The organism is Streptococcus sp. 151470009-6 (genome assembly GCF_053628175.1).
The window spans coordinates 15,354-34,805 of sequence record NZ_JBSEZF010000002.1; the positions used below are offsets into that span (position 1 = coordinate 15,354).

General features: G+C 39.5%; 17 protein-coding genes, 1 pseudogene and 1 other annotated feature. Of the genes and pseudogenes, 1 reads left to right on the plus strand and 17 read right to left on the minus strand.

The annotated features are described in order from the left end of the window. Positions 1-59 precede the first annotated feature (59 nt). The 14 genes from ACUW6H_RS03580 to mecA all read right to left on the minus strand — a co-directional run bounded on the left by ACUW6H_RS03580 (position 60) and on the right by mecA (position 14,415). Positions 60-962, minus strand: coding sequence for a DUF2268 domain-containing protein (locus ACUW6H_RS03580; RefSeq protein ID WP_454361304.1), 903 nt, complete (start codon positions 960-962; stop codon positions 60-62). Positions 963-1,155: 193 nt separating this feature from the next. Further along, positions 1,156-1,611: a hypothetical protein gene (locus tag ACUW6H_RS03585; protein ID WP_213988043.1), complete on the minus strand. Its 456-nt coding sequence runs from the start codon at positions 1,609-1,611 to the stop codon at positions 1,156-1,158. Further along, positions 1,612-2,253, minus strand: coding sequence for a hypothetical protein (locus ACUW6H_RS03590; protein WP_454361307.1), 642 nt, complete (start codon positions 2,251-2,253; stop codon positions 1,612-1,614). Continuing rightward, entirely contained in the window at positions 2,250-2,537 is a 288-nt protein-coding gene (locus ACUW6H_RS03595; RefSeq protein WP_049536404.1) for a hypothetical protein, read from the minus strand. Before ACUW6H_RS03595 ends, ACUW6H_RS03590 begins: the two co-directional genes overlap by 4 nt. 308 nt (positions 2,538-2,845) lie before the next feature. Beyond that, on the minus strand, positions 2,846-3,889 hold the full coding sequence (locus ACUW6H_RS03600; RefSeq protein WP_454361309.1) for an SPFH domain-containing protein: 1,044 nt from the start codon (positions 3,887-3,889) through the stop codon (positions 2,846-2,848). Between the two features lie 204 nt (positions 3,890-4,093). Beyond that, a complete protein-coding gene (rplL, locus tag ACUW6H_RS03605) occupies positions 4,094-4,462 on the minus strand; it encodes a 50S ribosomal protein L7/L12 (RefSeq protein WP_001196964.1) in 369 nt (122 codons plus the stop codon). Positions 4,463-4,536: 74 nt separating this feature from the next. Then, positions 4,537-5,037 (minus strand): 50S ribosomal protein L10, encoded by a 501-nt coding sequence (rplJ, locus tag ACUW6H_RS03610; protein WP_001287274.1) that lies wholly within the window; start codon positions 5,035-5,037, stop codon positions 4,537-4,539. Positions 5,038-5,075: 38 nt separating this feature from the next. Further along, positions 5,076-5,211 (minus strand) — a sequence feature (ribosomal protein L10 leader region). A gap of 64 nt (positions 5,212-5,275) precedes the next feature. Beyond that, positions 5,276-6,535 carry a TRZ/ATZ family protein gene (locus tag ACUW6H_RS03615; RefSeq protein ID WP_454361312.1) on the minus strand — a complete coding sequence of 420 codons (1,260 nt, stop codon included), beginning with the start codon at positions 6,533-6,535 and terminating at the stop codon, positions 5,276-5,278. A gap of 100 nt (positions 6,536-6,635) precedes the next feature. After that, positions 6,636-8,384: an ABC transporter ATP-binding protein gene (locus ACUW6H_RS03620; RefSeq protein WP_454361314.1), complete on the minus strand. Its 1,749-nt coding sequence runs from the start codon at positions 8,382-8,384 to the stop codon at positions 6,636-6,638. A gap of 1 nt (position 8,385) precedes the next feature. Continuing rightward, the gene (locus ACUW6H_RS03625) at positions 8,386-10,110 is read right to left on the minus strand and encodes an ABC transporter ATP-binding protein (RefSeq protein ID WP_454361316.1); all 1,725 of its coding nucleotides are present in this window, start codon (positions 10,108-10,110) and stop codon (positions 8,386-8,388) included. Positions 10,111-10,170: 60 nt separating this feature from the next. Next, positions 10,171-11,109, minus strand: coding sequence for a peptide-methionine (R)-S-oxide reductase MsrB (gene msrB / locus ACUW6H_RS03630; RefSeq protein ID WP_454361318.1), 939 nt, complete (start codon positions 11,107-11,109; stop codon positions 10,171-10,173). A gap of 258 nt (positions 11,110-11,367) precedes the next feature. Continuing rightward, entirely contained in the window at positions 11,368-12,237 is an 870-nt protein-coding gene (gene thrB, locus ACUW6H_RS03635) for a homoserine kinase (RefSeq protein ID WP_454361320.1), read from the minus strand. A 1-nt stretch (position 12,238) separates the two neighbouring features. Then, positions 12,239-13,525 carry a homoserine dehydrogenase gene (locus ACUW6H_RS03640; RefSeq protein ID WP_454361322.1) on the minus strand — a complete coding sequence of 429 codons (1,287 nt, stop codon included), beginning with the start codon at positions 13,523-13,525 and terminating at the stop codon, positions 12,239-12,241. A 149-nt stretch (positions 13,526-13,674) separates the two neighbouring features. Beyond that, a complete protein-coding gene (gene mecA, locus ACUW6H_RS03645; RefSeq protein WP_454361324.1) occupies positions 13,675-14,415 on the minus strand; it encodes an adaptor protein MecA in 741 nt (246 codons plus the stop codon). 122 nt (positions 14,416-14,537) lie between these two features. On the opposite strand from mecA, the gene ACUW6H_RS03650 reads away from it, so the two are divergent. Continuing rightward, positions 14,538-16,016, plus strand: coding sequence for an oligosaccharide flippase family protein (locus ACUW6H_RS03650; protein WP_096406665.1), 1,479 nt, complete (start codon positions 14,538-14,540; stop codon positions 16,014-16,016). Between the two features lie 49 nt (positions 16,017-16,065). On the opposite strand, the pseudogene ACUW6H_RS03655 reads toward ACUW6H_RS03650, so the two are convergent. The 3 genes and pseudogenes from ACUW6H_RS03655 to ACUW6H_RS03665 all read right to left on the minus strand — a co-directional run. Then, a pseudogene (locus ACUW6H_RS03655) lies at positions 16,066-16,386 on the minus strand (MBL fold metallo-hydrolase); the annotation flags it as partial. Between the two features lie 196 nt (positions 16,387-16,582). After that, entirely contained in the window at positions 16,583-17,293 is a 711-nt protein-coding gene (locus ACUW6H_RS03660) for a LicD family protein (protein ID WP_454361327.1), read from the minus strand. Positions 17,294-17,296: 3 nt separating this feature from the next. Next, entirely contained in the window at positions 17,297-19,450 is a 2,154-nt protein-coding gene (locus tag ACUW6H_RS03665) for a LicD family protein (protein WP_454361329.1), read from the minus strand. Between the last annotated feature and the right edge of the window lie 2 nt (positions 19,451-19,452).

The window sequence follows — 19,452 nt, forward strand, 5'->3', positions numbered from 1 at the left end:
GTTACCTCCAGAAATTACCTACATTATATCAAACTCTGGCAGATTTGCAAGCAAAAGTGTCATTTCCAAAAGTCTTTCGTCGCCTCTAAAATCTCTTCTGTAGGCGTCACTGTAGCCTCAATAATGTTCTTGCCAGTCTTTTTCAGATAGGCTTGTATCAGATGATAGCCATAAGCATAGCCTGCAGCATAGGGCATACCAACCGGAATTTGACCCTGTATCTCTGCAATTTCATCACCGTAAAGATAAGGAGCCATTTCCGCCATCCCCATTAGCTGAAGCTGACTTGAGATGATGGGCTTAATCTCTTCTAACTGCTCTGGACTGGTTGAAGTGACCCAGGGTCCGATGAGCTCTTTACCATAAAGCTCGGCTGCAAAAGACTCTGCCAATCCTTCACTGACTACCCAGTCTGCTAATGTCGTCTGCTGATTCCATTTGATAAATTGGAAACGGACATTGTGATTGCACTCGTGAGCCAACGCAGCCTGCACACGTGGTAAAGTATAGTCATTTGGTAGCAGACTAAGCATGATGTAGCCTGGAATTCCGCCATCTCCACTATAACCCTTATTGAGCTGTAACATGGGCTTTTCAGGGTTGCCCAATAAAATAGTAAAATGATAATCCTCAACCTCTAAGTCATAGCCAGCCTGCTCAAAAAGACTAATACTCCTCTTGATGGTATCTTGACAATTTTGCCAGAGTTGATCAGAGCTCAGAGCGTCAATAGATGGTCTATCCTTTTCTGATAGAGTTCCGGGCAACAGATTCATAAAGCCAAGTAGGAATAGAGCATCAAATCCTCCAGGATACTTTGCTTTCAAAGGGATGTGTTGAGTTTGGTATTTGATTGCAAAAGGTGCTAATATTTTAGCTCGAAAGCAACCTTCTCTCTTTTCTAAAGGAAGCTCGAGCATCTCTTGGTAAACTTTATCTGAACGAATCATATTGATTTGCATGGTAATCTCCTTTCTTATCTACTATTAGTATAATCCCTTACCTAAGGTCAGAGTCAAGAAGAAAATTGAAATTATATCAAGATTCTAGTAATTATCAGTAAAAAAACTAGAACTTTCGTATCAGACCATAATTTCAAGTAGGTTTACCCATTTAGAACAGAAAAAAGATAACATCATTTCGATTATCCTAAAATCAAGAAACTATAAAAGTTTTACCGCAAGTTGCACAGGTCAATTCAGTTCCAATTACTCCATCTGTTGGCTTATGACAAGTAGGACAATAAACACGTTTTGCTGATAGTCGATAAGATAACTCATCTCGTAATTCTTTCCCCTTAATTTCAATAACATCCTCTTCTTGTTCTTCAAACTTAAGGACTGTTATCAAAGCTTTGTCATATTGTTTCATCCGTGGCTGTTTTAAAAATAAAAAAGCAGATAGAATCAAAAATAGGAAAAATAAAACAAACAAAATTGTAACTATTAAAAGCCACATAAAGTAGAAATCGTGAAGTAATCCTTCTTTTTTTCCTAATAACCATCTTATTTCCTTATCTATGGACTGATAAAATTTCAATCCCGAAATAATACATATGAAAGATACTACAGGATAAACAACCTTGGAAATGATTAAACGATAGCGTCTCATTTATATTTCCTTTCTAGATAACCATGCACCACAATAATCACATGATTTACCTTGCCCTAGGTCAAGCAGATTCTCACCACTACATGATGGACAAATAACAGGATAGGTATTTTTGTTAATCTGGTGCTTTTCAAATAAGGTGAATAAAGCTTGTATTTGATTTCGCTTCTTGACTTCTTCTTGTCTCTTAGACTCACAATAAGTCATTACCAATATTGAGAATAGACTAAATAAATACCACGGAGCTAAAAGAAATAGAAATCGAATAGACCATTCCCTAGATTTTTCAATTTCAAAAAGTGATGATAAAATGATTAAAACAAGCATTTGAAGTAAATTCTTCTGTTTTAATTTCTTCAAGGAAAAGGAATCTTTAATTTTTTCTCGAAATAAATATAAAATAATTAAAGCAATCGGTAGAAAGGTAACATTTTGAAATGATAAAAATAAAAAACTGATAACAATGGGAATTCCAATAGATTTTGCCAAAATTATAAAAGCAAGATTTTTCAATATAAAGATAGTTGGTCCATCATCTATAGAAAAGATAGCAAGTGATAAAACTACAAAACAGAGTATTACTATATTTGAAATTAACCAATGAAAGCCTTTTTTCCAATTATTCTTAATATACTGCTTCACCTATCTTCTCCTCTAGTTGCTATATATTCTCTATAAAGGGCTTTCCCATTATATATTTCATCCAAAGCTTTGACTTTAATTTTTATATTTTCTAAAACACCAAAGCTATAAAATGCAAAGGAAGACAAAAAGAAACCTGATAAAGAAAAAATAATAGGAATCACTATTGAGAAAATTGGCTCACCATGTTCTAGAAATAGGGTTACTGTCCATAGTGAAATAAAAAATGTTGCACTTGTTAATCCCATAAAAAGTATACTTAATAAACGAAATACTTGGTACATCCAAAATATCCTCCTGTCATAGAACTTGTCTAAGTAAATCCCTTACTTTATTAAAAACTTTCCAAGTACTTTTCATAGTTCTTTGTATTTATTCATACATTTTCATACTTGGAATTACATAATTTGAATGATCTAAAGATACAAACAAAGAAACCTTAGTTTTCAGATTTCTAAGAAAAAGGGAAATTCTGGCAACCCCAGATTTCCCAAATAAAATCAAAAATAAATGTGACAATACAAAAAACAAAAGTTAAAGATAATATTCAAACTAGAATGGTATAAAAAATTATTTTTTCCTAAGGTTCGAACTATCTTTCGTGCCCACAATTAGAACAAAAGTTTGCTCCTCCCAAAAAAGCAGTCCCGCATTGGCTACAAAAATTAGCTAAGCCCGTTTCTCCTTTGATGTCAGTTTGATGCTGATTAACATCTTTGTCAAATGAATTCCTATCTTCAATCTGATCCACCAAGTTGCCGAATTTAGCTCCTAAACCAAGTCCCATAGCGATTTTCATGCCTGTTCCCATTAGGTTCCCTGTAGAATCATTATTCTTAGCTGCCTCTTCTAAAATATCAAATTGTCTCTCTTCTTGATACGTATACTCTTCAATATCTCGACTAGCCTGCTTGCTTTTGGCTTCTAAAATTTGCTTGTAGAAGTTAAAGATTTCTCTATATCCATTGCTATTCTGATTTACCTTTAAAGCCTCAATGTTAAATTCTTCAATACTAATTCCATACTTAGCAAAATGGCTAGATAAAATTTCTGACAAACCAACAGCTATATCAAAACTGTGCATCTCAATATCAATAATTGGAATCTTAAAGTTATATATTACCTGTGAAATAGCTGAACTAATCAGTCCACTGGCAGTTTGTCTAAATCGTTTTTGTAAAATAGCAGCTGTTATAAGATCAGGGTGACTTGGCATAAATTCTAGTATAAATGCTTCCAAATCTACAATTCGAGGAATAAAATTCCCATGTATTTTCAATTCAACAGGAATATCACTTTCTGGATCTCGAACCATTATAGGAGAAGAAGTTCCCCACCCAATCGGTTGTAAATCATACATGTTTACAAACCACAAAAATGATGAGTCAGATGAAATAGCTCCGCTTAGAAAACTTTTTATTCCTGAACCTAGCTGAATATCATTTCCTTCAATCTTATGTTTACCAGCATCATAACTAGCTACTGCTCTTCCATTTGAAAAAAACACAGCACGCTGACCAGGATTTACAATTACAGTTGCCCCCATCTTAATATTCGTTTTAGGATGTCTCCAAGCAAGTATATTCCTTGTATCTTCACCTTCATAACGAATAACATCAAACAAATTTAATGCCATCTTTTCTCCTTTTTAATAAAAATTATAATTTTAAAGACCAATCTTCCCTAACTATATTACTATTATATAACCCCTTTATTGAAAAGGCAACTCATACTTATAAATTACTATCTCTAGATAATAATTTATAGAAAATATAAAAAACCGCTAGTCCTAAGAATAGCGGTTTAATCATGTTTTTAAGCTACAAAAGTAGTCGCTCTATTATTTAAGAGTAACTGAAGCTCCAGCTTCTTCCAATTTAGCTTTGATTTCTTCGGCTTCTGCAGTTGGAACGCCTTCTTTGATGACACCTGGTGCACCATCAACAAGTTCTTTAGCTTCTTTAAGTCCAAGACCAGTGATTTCACGTACAACTTTGATAACGCCAACTTTTTTGTCACCAGCAGCTGTCAACTCAACGTCAAATGAATCTTTAGCAGCACCAGCGTCAGCAGCACCAGCTGCAGCAACAGCTACAGGAGCAGCTGCAGTTACACCAAATTCTTCTTCGATAGCTTTTACAAGGTCGTTCAATTCAAGGATTGAAGCTTCTTTAATTTCAGCAATAATGTTTTCAATGTTCAATGCCATTGTTATTTCCTCCAAATAAGTTTTAAATTTTATAATAGTTTTTTCGTAGCTAGGCTACGCTGCGTAGCTTAAGATTAAGCTGCGTCTTCTTTGTTGTCTGCAACCGCTTTGACTGCAAGAGCAACGTTGCGCACTGGCGCTTGAAGTACAGAAAGGAGCATAGAAAGAAGTCCTTCGCGGTTTGGAAGAGTTGCAAGAGCAACGATTTCTTCTTTAGATGCGACAGCGCCTTCGATTGCACCACCTTTGATTTCAAGTGCTTCAGCGTTTTTAGCAAAATCGTTCAAGATTTTCGCTGGTGCGATAACATCTTCGTTAGAAAATGCTACTGCAGATGGTCCAACAAATACTGATGCAAGATCTTCAAGACCAGCTTTTTCAGCTGCACGACGCAAGATTGAGTTTTTAATGACTTTATACTCAACTTCGCTTCCACGAAGCTCACGACGAAGAACTGTATCTTGCTCAACTGTCAAACCACGAGCGTCTACAACGACGATAGATGCAGCAGCTTTCATTTTTTCAGCTACTACGTCAACTAGTTCCGCTTTTTTAGCAATAATTGCTTCACTCATTAGTGTGTTCACCTCCGTAATTATTTTGCTTGGGGAATTTCTCCAAAAGAAAAACGCGCCCAAACCTAGACACGAAAGTACAATACGCTTCTTTTTACATGATACGTTTTGTCCTCGGTAGGATACTTATGAGTCGAGCTCCCCTACTGTCTTAGGCAGTTTTTTCAAACCGTATATAAGTATAGCATAGACAAAAAAAGAATGCAAGATTTTTGCAGACTTTTTTTGAAATATTTTTTTAAATCTCCACTGTCAAAACTTGTCCTTGCTTGACAACCTGTTCTCCTGCAATGTAGACATCATCAACATCACTAGATTTGACTGCATAAACGAGGTGAGAGAGCATATTTTCCTGAGGTTGGAGATGGATTTTCCCTTGTGGTTGAACGACCAGAAAATCCGCTTGCTTGCCAACTTCAAGACTTCCAATCAAGTTTTCCATTCCAAGAACCTTAGCACCTTCTATCGTTAGAGCTTTGAGGGCTGTTTCAATTGGAAACTGGCTGGCATCTCCACTCTTCATTTTCTGTAAGAGAGCTGCGGTACGACCTTCCTCAAACATATCAAGATTGTTATTGGAAGCAACCGAATCTGTCGCAATTCCGACTGCTACTCCCGCTTTTTGAAGTTGGATGATGGGAGCAATCCCTGAGGCTAGTTTGAGGTTACTAATAGGATTATGGGCGATAGCCACATGAGAAGTTGCCAAGCGTTCAATTTCTCGCTCGTTTAACTCGACCCCGTGAGCAAAGACGGACGGATGATCTAAGTAACCTAGTTCGTCTAGAAAGGCGAGGGGGCGTTTGCCGTATCGTTTCAGAATAATTCCTGACTCCTCCTTGGTCTCCGCCACATGGATATGGAGAGGAAGTTTTAGCTCTTTTGCCATTTCTAAACTCGCTTCCAGCAAGTCTCTGCTACAGCTGTAAGGAGAATGAGGTGCTACCATGACTTTGAAATTTGGATTTTTATATTTTAATATTTCCTCAATGATGGCACGTGTTCTACTTATAGTCTCATCGGTTGTTTCACCTTCTGAAGAAAAGAGAGTCGGAGAAAAGTAACAACGCATCTTGGAAGCTTTCACTGCCTGATAAATCCGCTCAATATCCACACCATTGGGATTATACATATCGTTGAAGCTTGTTGTTCCTGACTGGAGCATCTCCGTCAGAGCTTCTTTGACCGCCTTGGTAGTCATGTCGGGAGTGAAGTCTGCTTCTGCTGGCCAGATATAGTCATTAAGCCATTCATGGAGATTGCTGTCATCCCGAATCCCTCGCAAGCCTGTCATAGCAGAATGGGTATGGCAATTGACCAATCCAGGCATGATCCAAGCCCCTTGATAGTCTATAATCTGCTCAGCTTGATCTAAAATCTCTTGCTTCTCTTGACCGACATAGATGATTTGAGAATCCTTAACAGCCAAGATACCATCCAGATAGACATGGAAATCTTGGTCACAAGTCACGATATTTACATGCTGATAGACTTTCATTGTTTTCTCCTTCTAAGACCCTGATTTTTTCTAGCTATTGTAACAAAAAAGTCACCCGAAGGCAACTTTTTTTGTCCATAAGATTTCAAAATAGAAAGGATTATTCAGAGCTAAAAGCCGCAGCTTTTTGCATTTGGTAATACTTGCCCTTTCTAGCCATGAGGTCATGATGGGTACCATGCTCCACAATGTCACCATCCACCAAGACTAGAATCAGATCCGCATCCTGAATGGTTGACAAGCGGTGGGCAATGATAAAACTTGTTCGTCCCTTCATGAGTTTGGCAAAGGCATCCTGTACCAGCATCTCTGTCCGCGTATCGATGGAGGAAGTCGCCTCGTCTAAGATAAGAATCTTTGGAATGGCTAGAAAGACACGGGCAATAGTCAAGAGCTGAGCCTGACCGACAGAGAGAGATTCACCCGCATTTTCCAGTTTGGTATCATAGCCCTGCGGCAGTTGTTGGATAAAGAAATCTGCATTGGCTGCTTTGGCAGCAGCAATCACCTGCTCCCGACTGGCTTCAGGATTTCCAAAGGCAATATTGTCATGAATGGTCCCTTGCTTGAGCCAGGTTTCTTGGAGCACCATGCCAAATTGTTGTCTCAATGATGCTCGGGTATAGTCATAAATGGAACGACCATCTAGCAAGATATCTCCCGATTTAATGGGATAAAAACGCATGAGGAGATTGATGAGGGTTGATTTTCCAGCACCCGTAGGACCAACAATAGCAACCTTGCTACCAGCTGGAATATCAATGGATAAATCCTTAATCATAACCTTTTCAGTATGATAGCCAAAAGAGACATGTTTAAAGGAAATAGCCCCCTTGACCTGGTCGCTGGTCAATACTTCCTTACCTGTTTCAGCAATCTCAGGACTTTCTAAGACTGCATAGACACGCTCTGCGCAAGCGAGAGCACTTTGCAACTCGGCTAAAACAGAAGAAATATCATTAAAGGGCTTGGTGTACTGTTGGACATAGTTCAAAAAAGTCACTAAACGTCCAATGGTCAAGGTTGAACCCATCATAATACGATAAGCTCCCACTCCAGCTAAAAGCGCATAAATGAGTGCATTGACAAAACGAGTTGAAGGATTGACCGTTGATGAATAAAAGATGGCTGACTGAGAATAGTCTGCGTAGTTATCATTAGCCTCATGCAATCTTTGGATAAACTCTCCTTGAGCATTGAAGGACTGGATAATAGTCTGCTGACTAAGCGATTCTTCAATCAACTGGGTCTGAATCCCTCTTGTCTCCGTTTGCTTTTGGAAGAGATGATAAGATCTCTTGGCAATAAAGCGTGAAATCACCATGGATAGGGGCGTCAACAGCAAGACCAAGAGAGTCATGAGGAGATGAATTTGGAGCATGGCTAGAATACTAACCAAAATCATCAAGACACCAATGAAAAATTGGTTAAAAATCATGGTCAAGCCAGCTGCCAACTGTTCGATATCCGTGGTTACACGACTAACCATCTCCCCACTACCTTGTCTATCTACAAAGGAAATCGGTAAACGATGGAGTTTATGGATGATTCGCTCTCGCAAGTCTTTGGTATAAGAAAAGATTAGGCGATTATAGAGGAGAGGATTGGCCCATTGAACTAGGGTATTCCCTATGACCACCAATATCATCTGAATGAAAATCTGCCAAAAAACTAGCGAAGAACCAGCCAATAGGACCTGGTCAATGACCTGCCCAATCAGAATAGGTAGGTAAATTGATAAACCAACTTGGGCAATAGTTCCTAGGAAGGCTAGGAAAAGGAGGAAAGGGTGACTTGCAAGGTCTTTAGCCAAACGTGTGAGCGTCTGGTTTGCAGTTTGTCGTCTCATTCTAGTCCTCCTTTCCATGTTGGGAAGCATTGATTTCACGATAGACTTGACTGGACTTCATCAAGTTCTCGTGCTTGCCGATAGCTAGGAGCTCGCCTTTTTCCAAGAGGAGAATCTGGTCAGCCATCTGTAAAGTCGAAGTTCGTTGAGAGATCAAGATTAAACTTGTATTTGGCAGATTTTCTCGGATAGCTTTCAAGAGCTTAGACTCGGTAATGGTGTCGAGGGCCGAGGTTGCATCATCTAGGATGAGAAAAGGTGCTCGGCGCAAGACTGCTCGGGCGATAGACAACCTTTGTTTTTGCCCGCCTGAGAAATTTCGACCTCCTGCCCCAACTAGGGCATCTAAGAGTCCTTCCTTGTCACTGACAAAATCCTTAGCTTGGGCAATCTCCAAGGCCTTCCAGAGTTCTTGGTCAGTTACTTCTTGATTGAAACCCAGCGTCAAGTTGGAACGAATAGTTCCTTTAAAGAGCTCGACTTTTTGAGGCACATAGGCAATCCAAGACCGCCACTGTTCCAAATTAAGAGGACTACGTCCATCTCGATAAAGGTCAATGCTTCCCTTATCTGCTGGATAAAGTCCAAGTAAGACTTGCACCAAACTTGACTTACCAGAACCTGTTCCTCCAATGATACCAAGGATTTGTCCTTGAGTCATATCAAAGGAAATGTCTCTCAGAGAAGGCTGGGCCGCATCAGGATAGGTAAAAGTCAATTCTTGAACTTGTAAAACCTGATTACGGGCAGCTTGCTTTTGTTCTAACTCTGAATAGATGTCTTCTGGAACCTCAGCAAAGACTTCCTCGATTCGTTTAGCTGAGATGTAGGACTGGTTGAGGGAATTAATCAGCATGGCTAGCTTGACCAATTCCACCAAGATCTGCAAGAGATAGTTGATAAGGGCAATGAGGGCACCTTGACTGAGTAAACCTCCTTGAATTGAAATATATCCCTGCCAGATGATGACGAGAAGAGTTCCATTAACAATCAGATAGGTCAGAGGTGTTAACAAACTAGACCAGAAACCCGTCTTTTCTTGCAATCTGGCATAAACTTGGTTAAGGGTTTGAAAAATCTGTAACTCTCGTTTTTCTTGCCCAAAAGCACGAATAACCCGCATACCTTGTAATTGTTGGCGCGTTTCCTGAACCAGTTGGTCCGTTTTCTTTCTGAGACTGCTGTAGAGAGGATTGACAAGTCGAGAGAGGCCTACAATAACAATCGTCAAAATGACAACCATAACTAAAAACCAGAAAGTCAGCTCAGCTGAGATTCTATAGGCCATAAAAATGGCTCCAAAAACGATAATAGGCGCTCTCAAAAAGAGGCGCAGGAATTGATTGATACCAGTCTGAATCTGGTAAGTATCCGAAGTCAAGCGAGTGACCAAGCTAGAAGTTGTCAGACGATCTCTGCTATCCTTGGGTAGGGAAAGAATATGACGATAAAGGTCGTCTGTCAGTTCTTTGGCAAAACCTACCGCAGCCTTGGCTGAGTAAAACTGAGCTACCAATGCCACTAAAACGCCAATCACTGCAAAGATAAGGAGCAGGGCAATCTGCATCCAAAGATGTCCTTGATCTCTCTGAGGCAAAGATTGGTCAACAATCCCAGCAATTACCATGGGAACCAAGAGCTCAAAAACAGCTTCAAGTAACTTGAATAAGGGAGCTAAAATGGATTCTTTGATATAGGATTTGAAGTAAGATAGTAAGTGTTTCATAGATCCTTTCTATTCTTATTCTGGAAATGAAGAAAATGGGAAGCCCCCACCTTCTCTGTTTTATTTGTTTAAATAAGGCAATAAATAGCCATATCCTGCTTCTTCCATCTCATCCTTGGCTACAAAACGCAAGGAAGCCGAATTGATACAGTAACGGAGGCCACCTAACTCACGAGGTCCATCTGTGAAAACATGACCCAAGTGAGCATTGCCTGACCGAGAACGAACTTCGATTCGCTCCATCCCATGACTCAGGTCCTTGTAGTAATGAATCAATTCCTTAGAAATCGGACGACTAAAACTTGGCCAACCACAACCTGAAGCAAACTTATCCTTGGCAAAAAAGAGTGGCTCACCCGTCGTGATGTCTACATATATCCCCTCTTCAAAGATTTGGTCATAAGCATTGCTAAATGGAGCCTCTGTTGCAGCTTCTTGCGTAACACGGTAAGACTCTTCAGATAAACTTTCCTTCAACACCTCTTGACTAGGTTTTTCATAATTTGAGGCGTCAATCAATGGCTTCTCAGCATCTGTCACATCGATATGACAGTAACCGGAAGGATTTTTCTTGAGATAGTCTTGATGGTAGTCTTCTGCCAGGATATAGTGGCGAAGTTTCTCCACTTCTACTGCAATCTTTCGACCTAGCATGCGTTCCTGCTCCTGCACCACAGTGTAGATAGCTGGCAAGTCTGCTTCATCCTGATAATAGATCCCCGTTCGATATTGGCGACCACGGTCATTCCCTTGCTGGTTGATAGATAAGGGATCGATGACTCGGAAATAATAGAGTAAAATCTCTCTGAGTGACACTGCTTTCTCATCATAAATCACTTGAACAGTCTCTGCATGGTCTGTTTCCTTGAGCAGCTGGTAATTGGTTGTTTCGACTTGCCCATTAGCGTAGCCAACACTGGTCGCTAGCACTCCCGAAATTCGGGAAAAATACTCCTCTAAACCCCAAAAACAACCACCTGCTAGATAAATTTCTGCCATCTTTATTTCTCCTTTATCAAGTTTTTAACTAATACTCTTCGAAAAACTCTTCAAACCACGTCAGCTTACATCTGCAACCTCAAAACAGTATTTTGAGCTAACTTCGTCAGTTCTATCCACAACCTCAAAACACTGTTTTGAGCAGCCTGCGTCTAGCTTCCTAGTTTGCTCTTTGATTTTCATTGAGTATAAACTTCTTTTCAAAAAAAGGATAGGAAACCCTCTAGTCGAGACTTTCCCCATCCTATCTTCTATTCTTTATTTTGCTTGGACACGAACACCTTGGGTATCAACTTTTAGGTCATGCAATTTCCCTTTGAAAGGTTGCTTTCCCAATTCAGCCTTAATCGTTGGCATCTTGTCATGAGAAGCCAAAACCATAACTGTCGGCCCGGCACCAGAGAGGTAGGTTGCATAGGCACCATTTTCTTTGGCTACTTGCTTAATCGTCGCAAATTCTCTCACCAAGTCCTGACGATAGCGCTCGTGGAAGAGGTCTCCCTCGATTGCTTGTCCAGCAGTCACCATGTCTCCTGCCAACAAGGCTGCAACAGCAACATTGGCAATCGAACTTGCTGCAACAGCTTCCTTGTAAGACAATTTCTTAGGCAAGACACCACGGCTATCTCGGGTACGCAATTCATAGTTTGGAATGTAGGCTAGGAAATCACATTCTGGGAAGTCTGCTACGATAGCAGAAACTTCTCCGTCAACAGAGCTCGCAACAACGAGATTTCCATAGATAGCTGGAGCTACATTGTCAGGATGCCCTTCAATCTTGGTCGCCAACTGCAATTTGTCATGGTCAGATAAGTTGAGTTTGCCCAGTTGGTTAGCTAGTTCAATCCCAGCAACAATAACCGAGCTAGAAGAACCCAAGCCACGCGCCAAGGGAACATCACTGGTCATTTTCAAGCGTCTCGGTTGCAAGTCTGGCACAATTTGCAAAGCAATCTTAAGCAAGAGATTACGCTCATCGTGGGGAATCCATTTGCCAATCTGGTGTTCAATCAACCACTCATCTCGTTCTTCACAGACCTCAATTTGAAGATACTTGGTTACAGCTACACCGACCGAATCAAAACCTGGCCCAATATTGGCACTGGTTGCAGGTACAATAATCTTCATCCTATTCTCCTAACACCTTGAAGGTATTCAAGAGGTCAAATTCTGAAGCTTTGGCCAACTCAGCTGAAACATTCTCAAGTTGTGCTTTATTAATCTTATGAGTGATAATCACTACACGCGCCTTGTCCCCCTCTTTGCCATCTTGGAGGATTTGCTTGAAGGAAATATCTTGAGCATTAAAGATTTCAGCAAGTTTCAAAACCTGACCTTTTGAGTCTGGAGCCAGGATTGAGAAGTAGTAGTTTGCTTTGACATCTTCTGGATTTGCCAACACCAAGTCACGGCTATATTCGTTGAAGTCTTTACCAATGGTACCATCATTCAAACGACGAACGATACGGACAATATCTGCTACAACACTTGTTGCAGTTGGTTTTTGGCCCGCACCTGGTCCGTAGTACATAGATTCACCGATGCCGATAGACTCCACAAAGACTGCGTTCATTACACCATTCACACTAGCAAGTGGATGTGCTTTAGGAAGGAAGGTTGGGGTCACTTCTGCGGCAATACCTGAAGGAGTTTCTTCGATAGAACCAACCAATTTCACAACATAACCAAGCTCTTGAGCCACAGCTACATCTTCTGGTGTGATGTTACGGATTCCCTTGTGGGCTACATTGTCAAAGGCAACCTTCATCCCAAAGGCAAATTGGCTCAAAATCACCATCTTATAGGCTGCATCAATCCCATCCACATCATTAGTAGGGTCGCTTTCTGCAAATCCTAGTCTTTGAGCTTCGGCCAGAGCGTCATCGTAAGACCAGCCTTCTTCCACCATCTTGGTCATCATAAAGTTAGAAGTTCCGTTTACGACACCAAGAACGCGCGTGATTTTATCAGAAGCCAACGAATTTGCTAAAGTACGAAGAATTGGAATCCCACCAGCTACTGCTGCTTCGTAGTATAGTGCTACATTGTGCTCTTTAGCGATTTCTAGCAATTCTGCGCCATGGACAGCCAAAAGGTCCTTGTTAGCAGTAACAACGTGTTTCCCAGCTTCCAAGGCACGAGTGATAAAGGTCTTAGCAGGCTCAATACGCCCCATCAGTTCCACTACAATCGTAATGTCTTGATCTGATAAAATATCATCTACATTGGTTACAAAGTTAAAGTCATTCCCTGCAGCAAGCAAGCGATTCTTTTCATCTTCATCCTTGACCAATACCTTGGCTACTTCAATCTCTGAATGAGCTGACTGGATAATTTTTTCTCCGTTTTCCTTTAGGAGGAAAGGTACGCCACTTGCAACGGTACCAAATCCAAGTAAAGCAATTTTAACTGTCATGTTTGTCTCCTAGAAATTTTCTGATATAGCCATTATAACAGAATTTTGTGAAAATTCCTATCCAAGAAAACCACTATTTATAGATAGAAAAGAAAAAAACGAACCATCTGATTCGCCTTTTCTGATAAGTAAAAATTGATTTCTAAAAACTATGAATTAATTTTTTGAAGTCCAAACACCGCGTCGTGATTGATTAAGATGTGACCATACTCTTGTAAAACCGAACGACTGATATCACTGTCGTCAGCAAATTCACGCATACGAGCCAAGAGCCAGGCTGGATATGGACTAGGATGGTTTTCCACATCAACTAAGATTGTCAAATAATAGTGTCCATTCATCTTATAGAGTTCAGATGTTTCCATCTGGTAGTTAACCGTCTTGGCAAAAGCAACTAGGTCAGCAAGATTAGCGAAACGCAAGATATAGTAGATATAAGGTTCTTTCTTGCTCTCCGTCTCCTTGTCTACCTGCTCTTGCTCTTCTTCCTTTGCTTCGACCTGTTCTAGAGATTGGATGGCCTCAATATCATCCTTGGTTTTCTCTGCGATACTCTTTTCTAGGGTCTTGAGAAATTCATCTGGTGACATTTGGGCCAATTCTTCCATGTCAGGTAGATCCGCCAAATCATCAAAATCTAGGTTTTGGTCAATCTTAGACTTGGTCACAAAGACATCCACCTTATCTGGTTTTGGTGTTACACGAAAACTCAACATGCCACTATCCAAGAAATTGTCTGGCATCTCTAATTCATCTAAAATCGCATAGAAAAACTCTTCAGTTTTTTCCTGAGGAACGAGAAAGTCTGCAATCTCCATCCCCCGATCCATCAAATCATCTAAAGTCATCGTGATTTTCAGTGTTGTATCACTAATTTGTTTCATCTTCATATCTAGTAACCTCATACTTTCAGTCTATCTATTATACTAGATTTTTACGATTTTATCAAAAGAATGAAGCGAGAATGTGATATAATACTAGATATGATTTTAGATTTAAGAAAGAAAGTTCAATGAAAAATATAAAAGTCAATGCCTTGGCCAGCTTGCTGGTCAATATTCTCAATATCGTTTTTCCTCTGATAACCAACCCTTATCTGACGCGGATTCTCAGCAAATCCAACTACGGTTACTTCAATACCGCCAATACCTGGGCCAGCTTTGTCATTCCACTAGCAGCCTTTGGAATATACAACTACGGGATTCGTGCTATCAGTAAGGTTAAGGACGACAAGAATAAAATCAACTATGTCTTTTCTAAGTTGTTTTATATTTCGGTTTTCACTTCTCTACTGACGACTGGTATCTACTTCCTCTTTATCTTCTTTGATACCAGCATTGTGAACCTGAAAGTCCTTTACTATATCCTAGGAGCTCAGGCACTCTTCCAATTCCTCAATATCGAATGGATGAACGAGGCTTATGAAAACTATGCCTTCATCCTCTACAAGACATTGATTATTCGGATTGCCATGCTGGTTGCTATCTTTACCTTTGTTAAAACTGCAGATGATATCGTTCCTTATGCCATCGTCATGAGTGCAACCACCATCCTCAACTACCTGCTCAGTTTTCTTTGGATCAAGAGAGAAGTTTCCTTTGTCAAAATTGGTCTTGTGGAATTAATCAAAGCATCTAAACCGCTCTTGACTATGCTTCTCTTAGCGAACGCCAACATGCTCTATACCTTGCTTGATAGAATGTTTATCACCAAGGGACCCGATGAAAACTACATTTCTTACTACACTATTGCTTCCAGTATTGTCATGCTGATAGCCAGTGTCTTAAGTGGGGCTCTCAATGTGAGTATCCCACGTCTCGGCTACTATCTCGGTAAGAAAGATTACACCTCTTATAAAAGTCTTCTGAATCAAGGGGCTGCCCTCTTTTACTTCCTCATCGTTCCAACCAGCATTGGGATTATGGTATTAGGGAACTACGCGGCAGTTATCTACTCTTCTGAAAAATACCTCGAAGCAGGTATTGTGACAAGTGTCTTTGCCTTTCGTACCATCATCTGGGCCATCGAGTTGATCCTTGGTAAACAAATTATCTTTATCAATGACCACGAAAATCGCTTGACTGCCTTTTACTTCCTTGGTGGCGGAGCCAATATCCTCTTCAACTGCCTCTTGTATTTCAATAATATTTTCGCACCAGAGTACTATATCGCTACGACCATTCTTGCGGAGACTATCGTCGTTCTCTTGGAAATTCGCTTTATCCAGAAACACCAACTGATTGATTTGAAAGAAATCTTTGCTACTCTAACACGCTATACTATTGTATCCCTTGGTTTCATCCCAATTTATTTTGTGTTTAAATTCCTTTTCCAAGTCAACTCTTATACAGTCAACTTCAACATGATTCTCATGGTTCTCTCGACTGTTGCAGCTTGTGGTATTTATTACCTCTTGACCCTCTTTATCGCCAAAGATAAAACACTCCACTATGCTCTAGACTTAGTACTTGCTAAGCTTAAAAGAAATTAAAAGAACACCCTACTGATAGATAATGTCTATCAGCAGGGTGTTTTCTTCTTTACTCTTGCTTATCAGAAGCATTGGCTTCTAGATTTGAATCTTGTTTTTCATGTTCAACAAGATTAGAATATGCTTCTTGTTTCTGTTCTGGCTTGACTGCCTCGCTATTTACAACAGCAACAGCCTGTTTCCAGATACCTTCTTCGTTTACCTTGTAGCCATCAGGTGTTGTTGCGTTCTTTAACAAAGAACCATCAGCTTGGAAATAGTACCAATTGCCATCAAGCTGTTTCCAACCTGTTTGCATAGCTCCGTTCGGACCAAAATAGTAGGTCTGAGCATTCACCGTATGAAGACCGACCAACATGGTTCCACTTTCTTTTTCATATAAACCACTTCTTTCTTTGATAGCGGAAGCTAGGATGGAAGATTCATCCTGGTAGCAACTTTTCTAGCTTCTTTCCGTCATTATAAGACAAAAAGAGGGAAGGAAAAGCCCGTTTGTTACACTAGAATAGGGACTAGAGTTAACAAGGAAGAACTTCAATATCCCCTCTTTTCTTGTATTTCCAAGTTTACTTTTTCAAAAGTACCTTAGCCAAATTAGCATCTCTTTGTTTGTAAATTGGATTTTCTTTCCAGTTATAGTGGGTATTAGGGATTTCAAAATCCTCCCCATACAAGTGACTAATGTATTCTCTTGTATTTTCTGGAACTTTTACTAGAATCTCTTTAAAACTGCATTCACTTAGTGCTGTAAAGGGCAATTCATAGTGGTAGACTTCATATCTTGTAGGATTTCCCAAGGCATTTGTCATGTAGAAAATAGTATCTGAGGAGATGGTACCTTCCTTTTTATCATAGACAATAAAATCCACATTGAGGCCCTTGTAACTATAGGATAATTCTACAAGTTTATCATTGTAATAGAACTCTTTGGTTCTAACGAAGCCTTTCTCCAAAAGAACTTTCTCATCCCTTAAAAAGGCTTCATAGTCTGGGATAATAATCCCAAAGTCCATATCTAAATCATGCGGAATCAAATCATTTTCTCTATAGAAACCAAGTAAAGTCCCAAAGTCTAACCAGATATCATAGGATTTCAGATTCGATTGGTAGATGGCCTTTAGAATATCTTCAAAGTTTTCTTTGAGCAAATTGCTTCTCTTTGAATCCAAGTCTATATTGGCTTTTTTATTTAAACTCTTGATAATAGGTAGGTTTTTAACCAGATCTTTCTTATCTCCTAAGAGGCTGGCTAAACTTCTTTTTAACCATTGTAACACCTTCTATCCCTCCTTTATGTATGCCAGGAAGTCATCGTGCTTCACTCGTTTTTCTAGGGGAGGAATTTCCATAAAATCATCCCCGTAGATGGCAGAAAGGATTTGCTGATAGGCCACAGGAATTTTGTAAACTCTATCTTCAAATGGACTGTCAATCGTTGTATCCAAGAAGGACTTGTCAAACTTGGTAGAAACTCTTTTGTTCTCCATGAGGTAGTCAATGAAGTCTCCATCTTTTCCTTGCATAGATAGGATGTTCATCTTTCTATTCCAAGTTTTGACACGAGTCAGACGAAATACAAGGACAAGTAGATATCGGACGATATTCTTGAGTTTTGCATTCTTATTATGGATGCCATAAAGAGTATAGACTGATAAACGACGGTAAGTATCTAGTTTTACCATGTCTTTGTTAACATCAGCATAATAGTCAAATGGGAAAACATCCACACAAATTCCTAAATCGATATCATTTTCGATATAGTTGTTATCATAGACTGTTCGCGCGTCATAAACTCGGTAAAATGGGTAAGGATACCGTGCATCATTTTCCCAAGAAACCACTTTGTAGACAGGATCATTATCTTGCAAAATAGCTTGATACAATTTGTCGTATTCATCGCGTTTCAAAGAGATATCAATATCGTCATCCCAAGGAATGTAACCCTTGTGTCTCACTGCTCCCAGCAAGGTTCCATAAGCCAGTGAATAGTTGATGTTCTCTTTTTGACAGAGATTGTGGATATAATCCATGACACCTAGTTCAACTTCTTTGATCTCTGCTTCGTCTAGCTTTCTGTAGCCATCTCTTTTTTTATAGAGAACAGAGAAATAGTAACCTGAAATCACAAACAAGATACAACCCTGTAGTGAAATTCCATAGAAGGTTGAACTCAAGAACAAGTTAGAAATGAGAATAACAACAGTCATCAACAGAATGGTGATCAATTCATGATTGTGGCGACCCTCTTGAAGGTCTTTCTTATATTTCTTGAGACTTGAAATGATGAAGGAAAGCATAAAGATAGCCAGCGGGATAAAACCTGTCAGACCATCATAGAATAACAACTCAAGGTAGCCGTTGTGAGTAAGATAATGTTGTTTGATGATATAGGCTGAAGCATCATATTCTTTACCTAACTCATACCAGTTTCCACCTGAATATCCAAATAAGGGACGTTTAGGGATAAAAGAAGCTGTTGACTGCCAAATAGCAAAACGGTTATTAGAGATATTTTCTTCGCTGGTGTCTGTTCTCTCAAGGGAAAGATTGTTGTCCCCATTTTGTCCATTTTCTTGGTTCTTTTGGATTTGAGCTGAGTGAGCTTTCAAGTAAATATCGCTACTATATTTGATACCATTATAGCCGACAAATACCAATCCTACTGTTACCAGAACAGTAAGAAGTGACTTGGTTTTTTTAGTCCAGTTAGCCGTCATTAACGCATAAAAGAAAGCAACGACTACCAAACAGATATAGGTTGTTCTTGAACCTGACAGTACAATATAAGCAAAATTTAGCAGAATTGATGAGATAGCCAGAATTTTAAGGACGGTATTGTAGAGTGATAAGCGCATCCACAAATAAATAATCACCATCAAGGAAATAATAGAGAGATAGTTGGGACTAGCTAGGATCCCAAATAGACGAGACTCTACAAATCCTTGGCGGATCAATAAGCCCTTGTAATCAAATACGCGGTAACCTTGCAACATGAAGAATTGCCAAATTGAGACAAGAACACCTAGGGTATTTGCGACAGTGATGACTGAAAAGAAGACATCAAATAGAAGACGCGCTTTTTTCACTGTGAAAGACTGAAAGACAGGGTAGAGTGCAAAGAAATAGATGAAAAAGACGACTAAGTTCTTTATGTTTGTTGAAAATCCATACTTTACAACTAAGACCGCGGTCAGGATATTCATTATAAAAAAGAGAATCAAATACTCAATTTTTCTGACAGTCAGATAGGCTTTTTTGATAAAGAAATTATAAAGTCCCAACAAAACGCCCATGAGGGTCATGCCAAGAGTGACAAATTTATTGGCCGAAATCGGCTGAAGTGGGACAATCAAGCCTGCCATACAGTAAAAAGATATAACTGATAAAAACAGCAGATTGATTTTAAAATAGTTTTTTTCAATAAATGAAATCATTG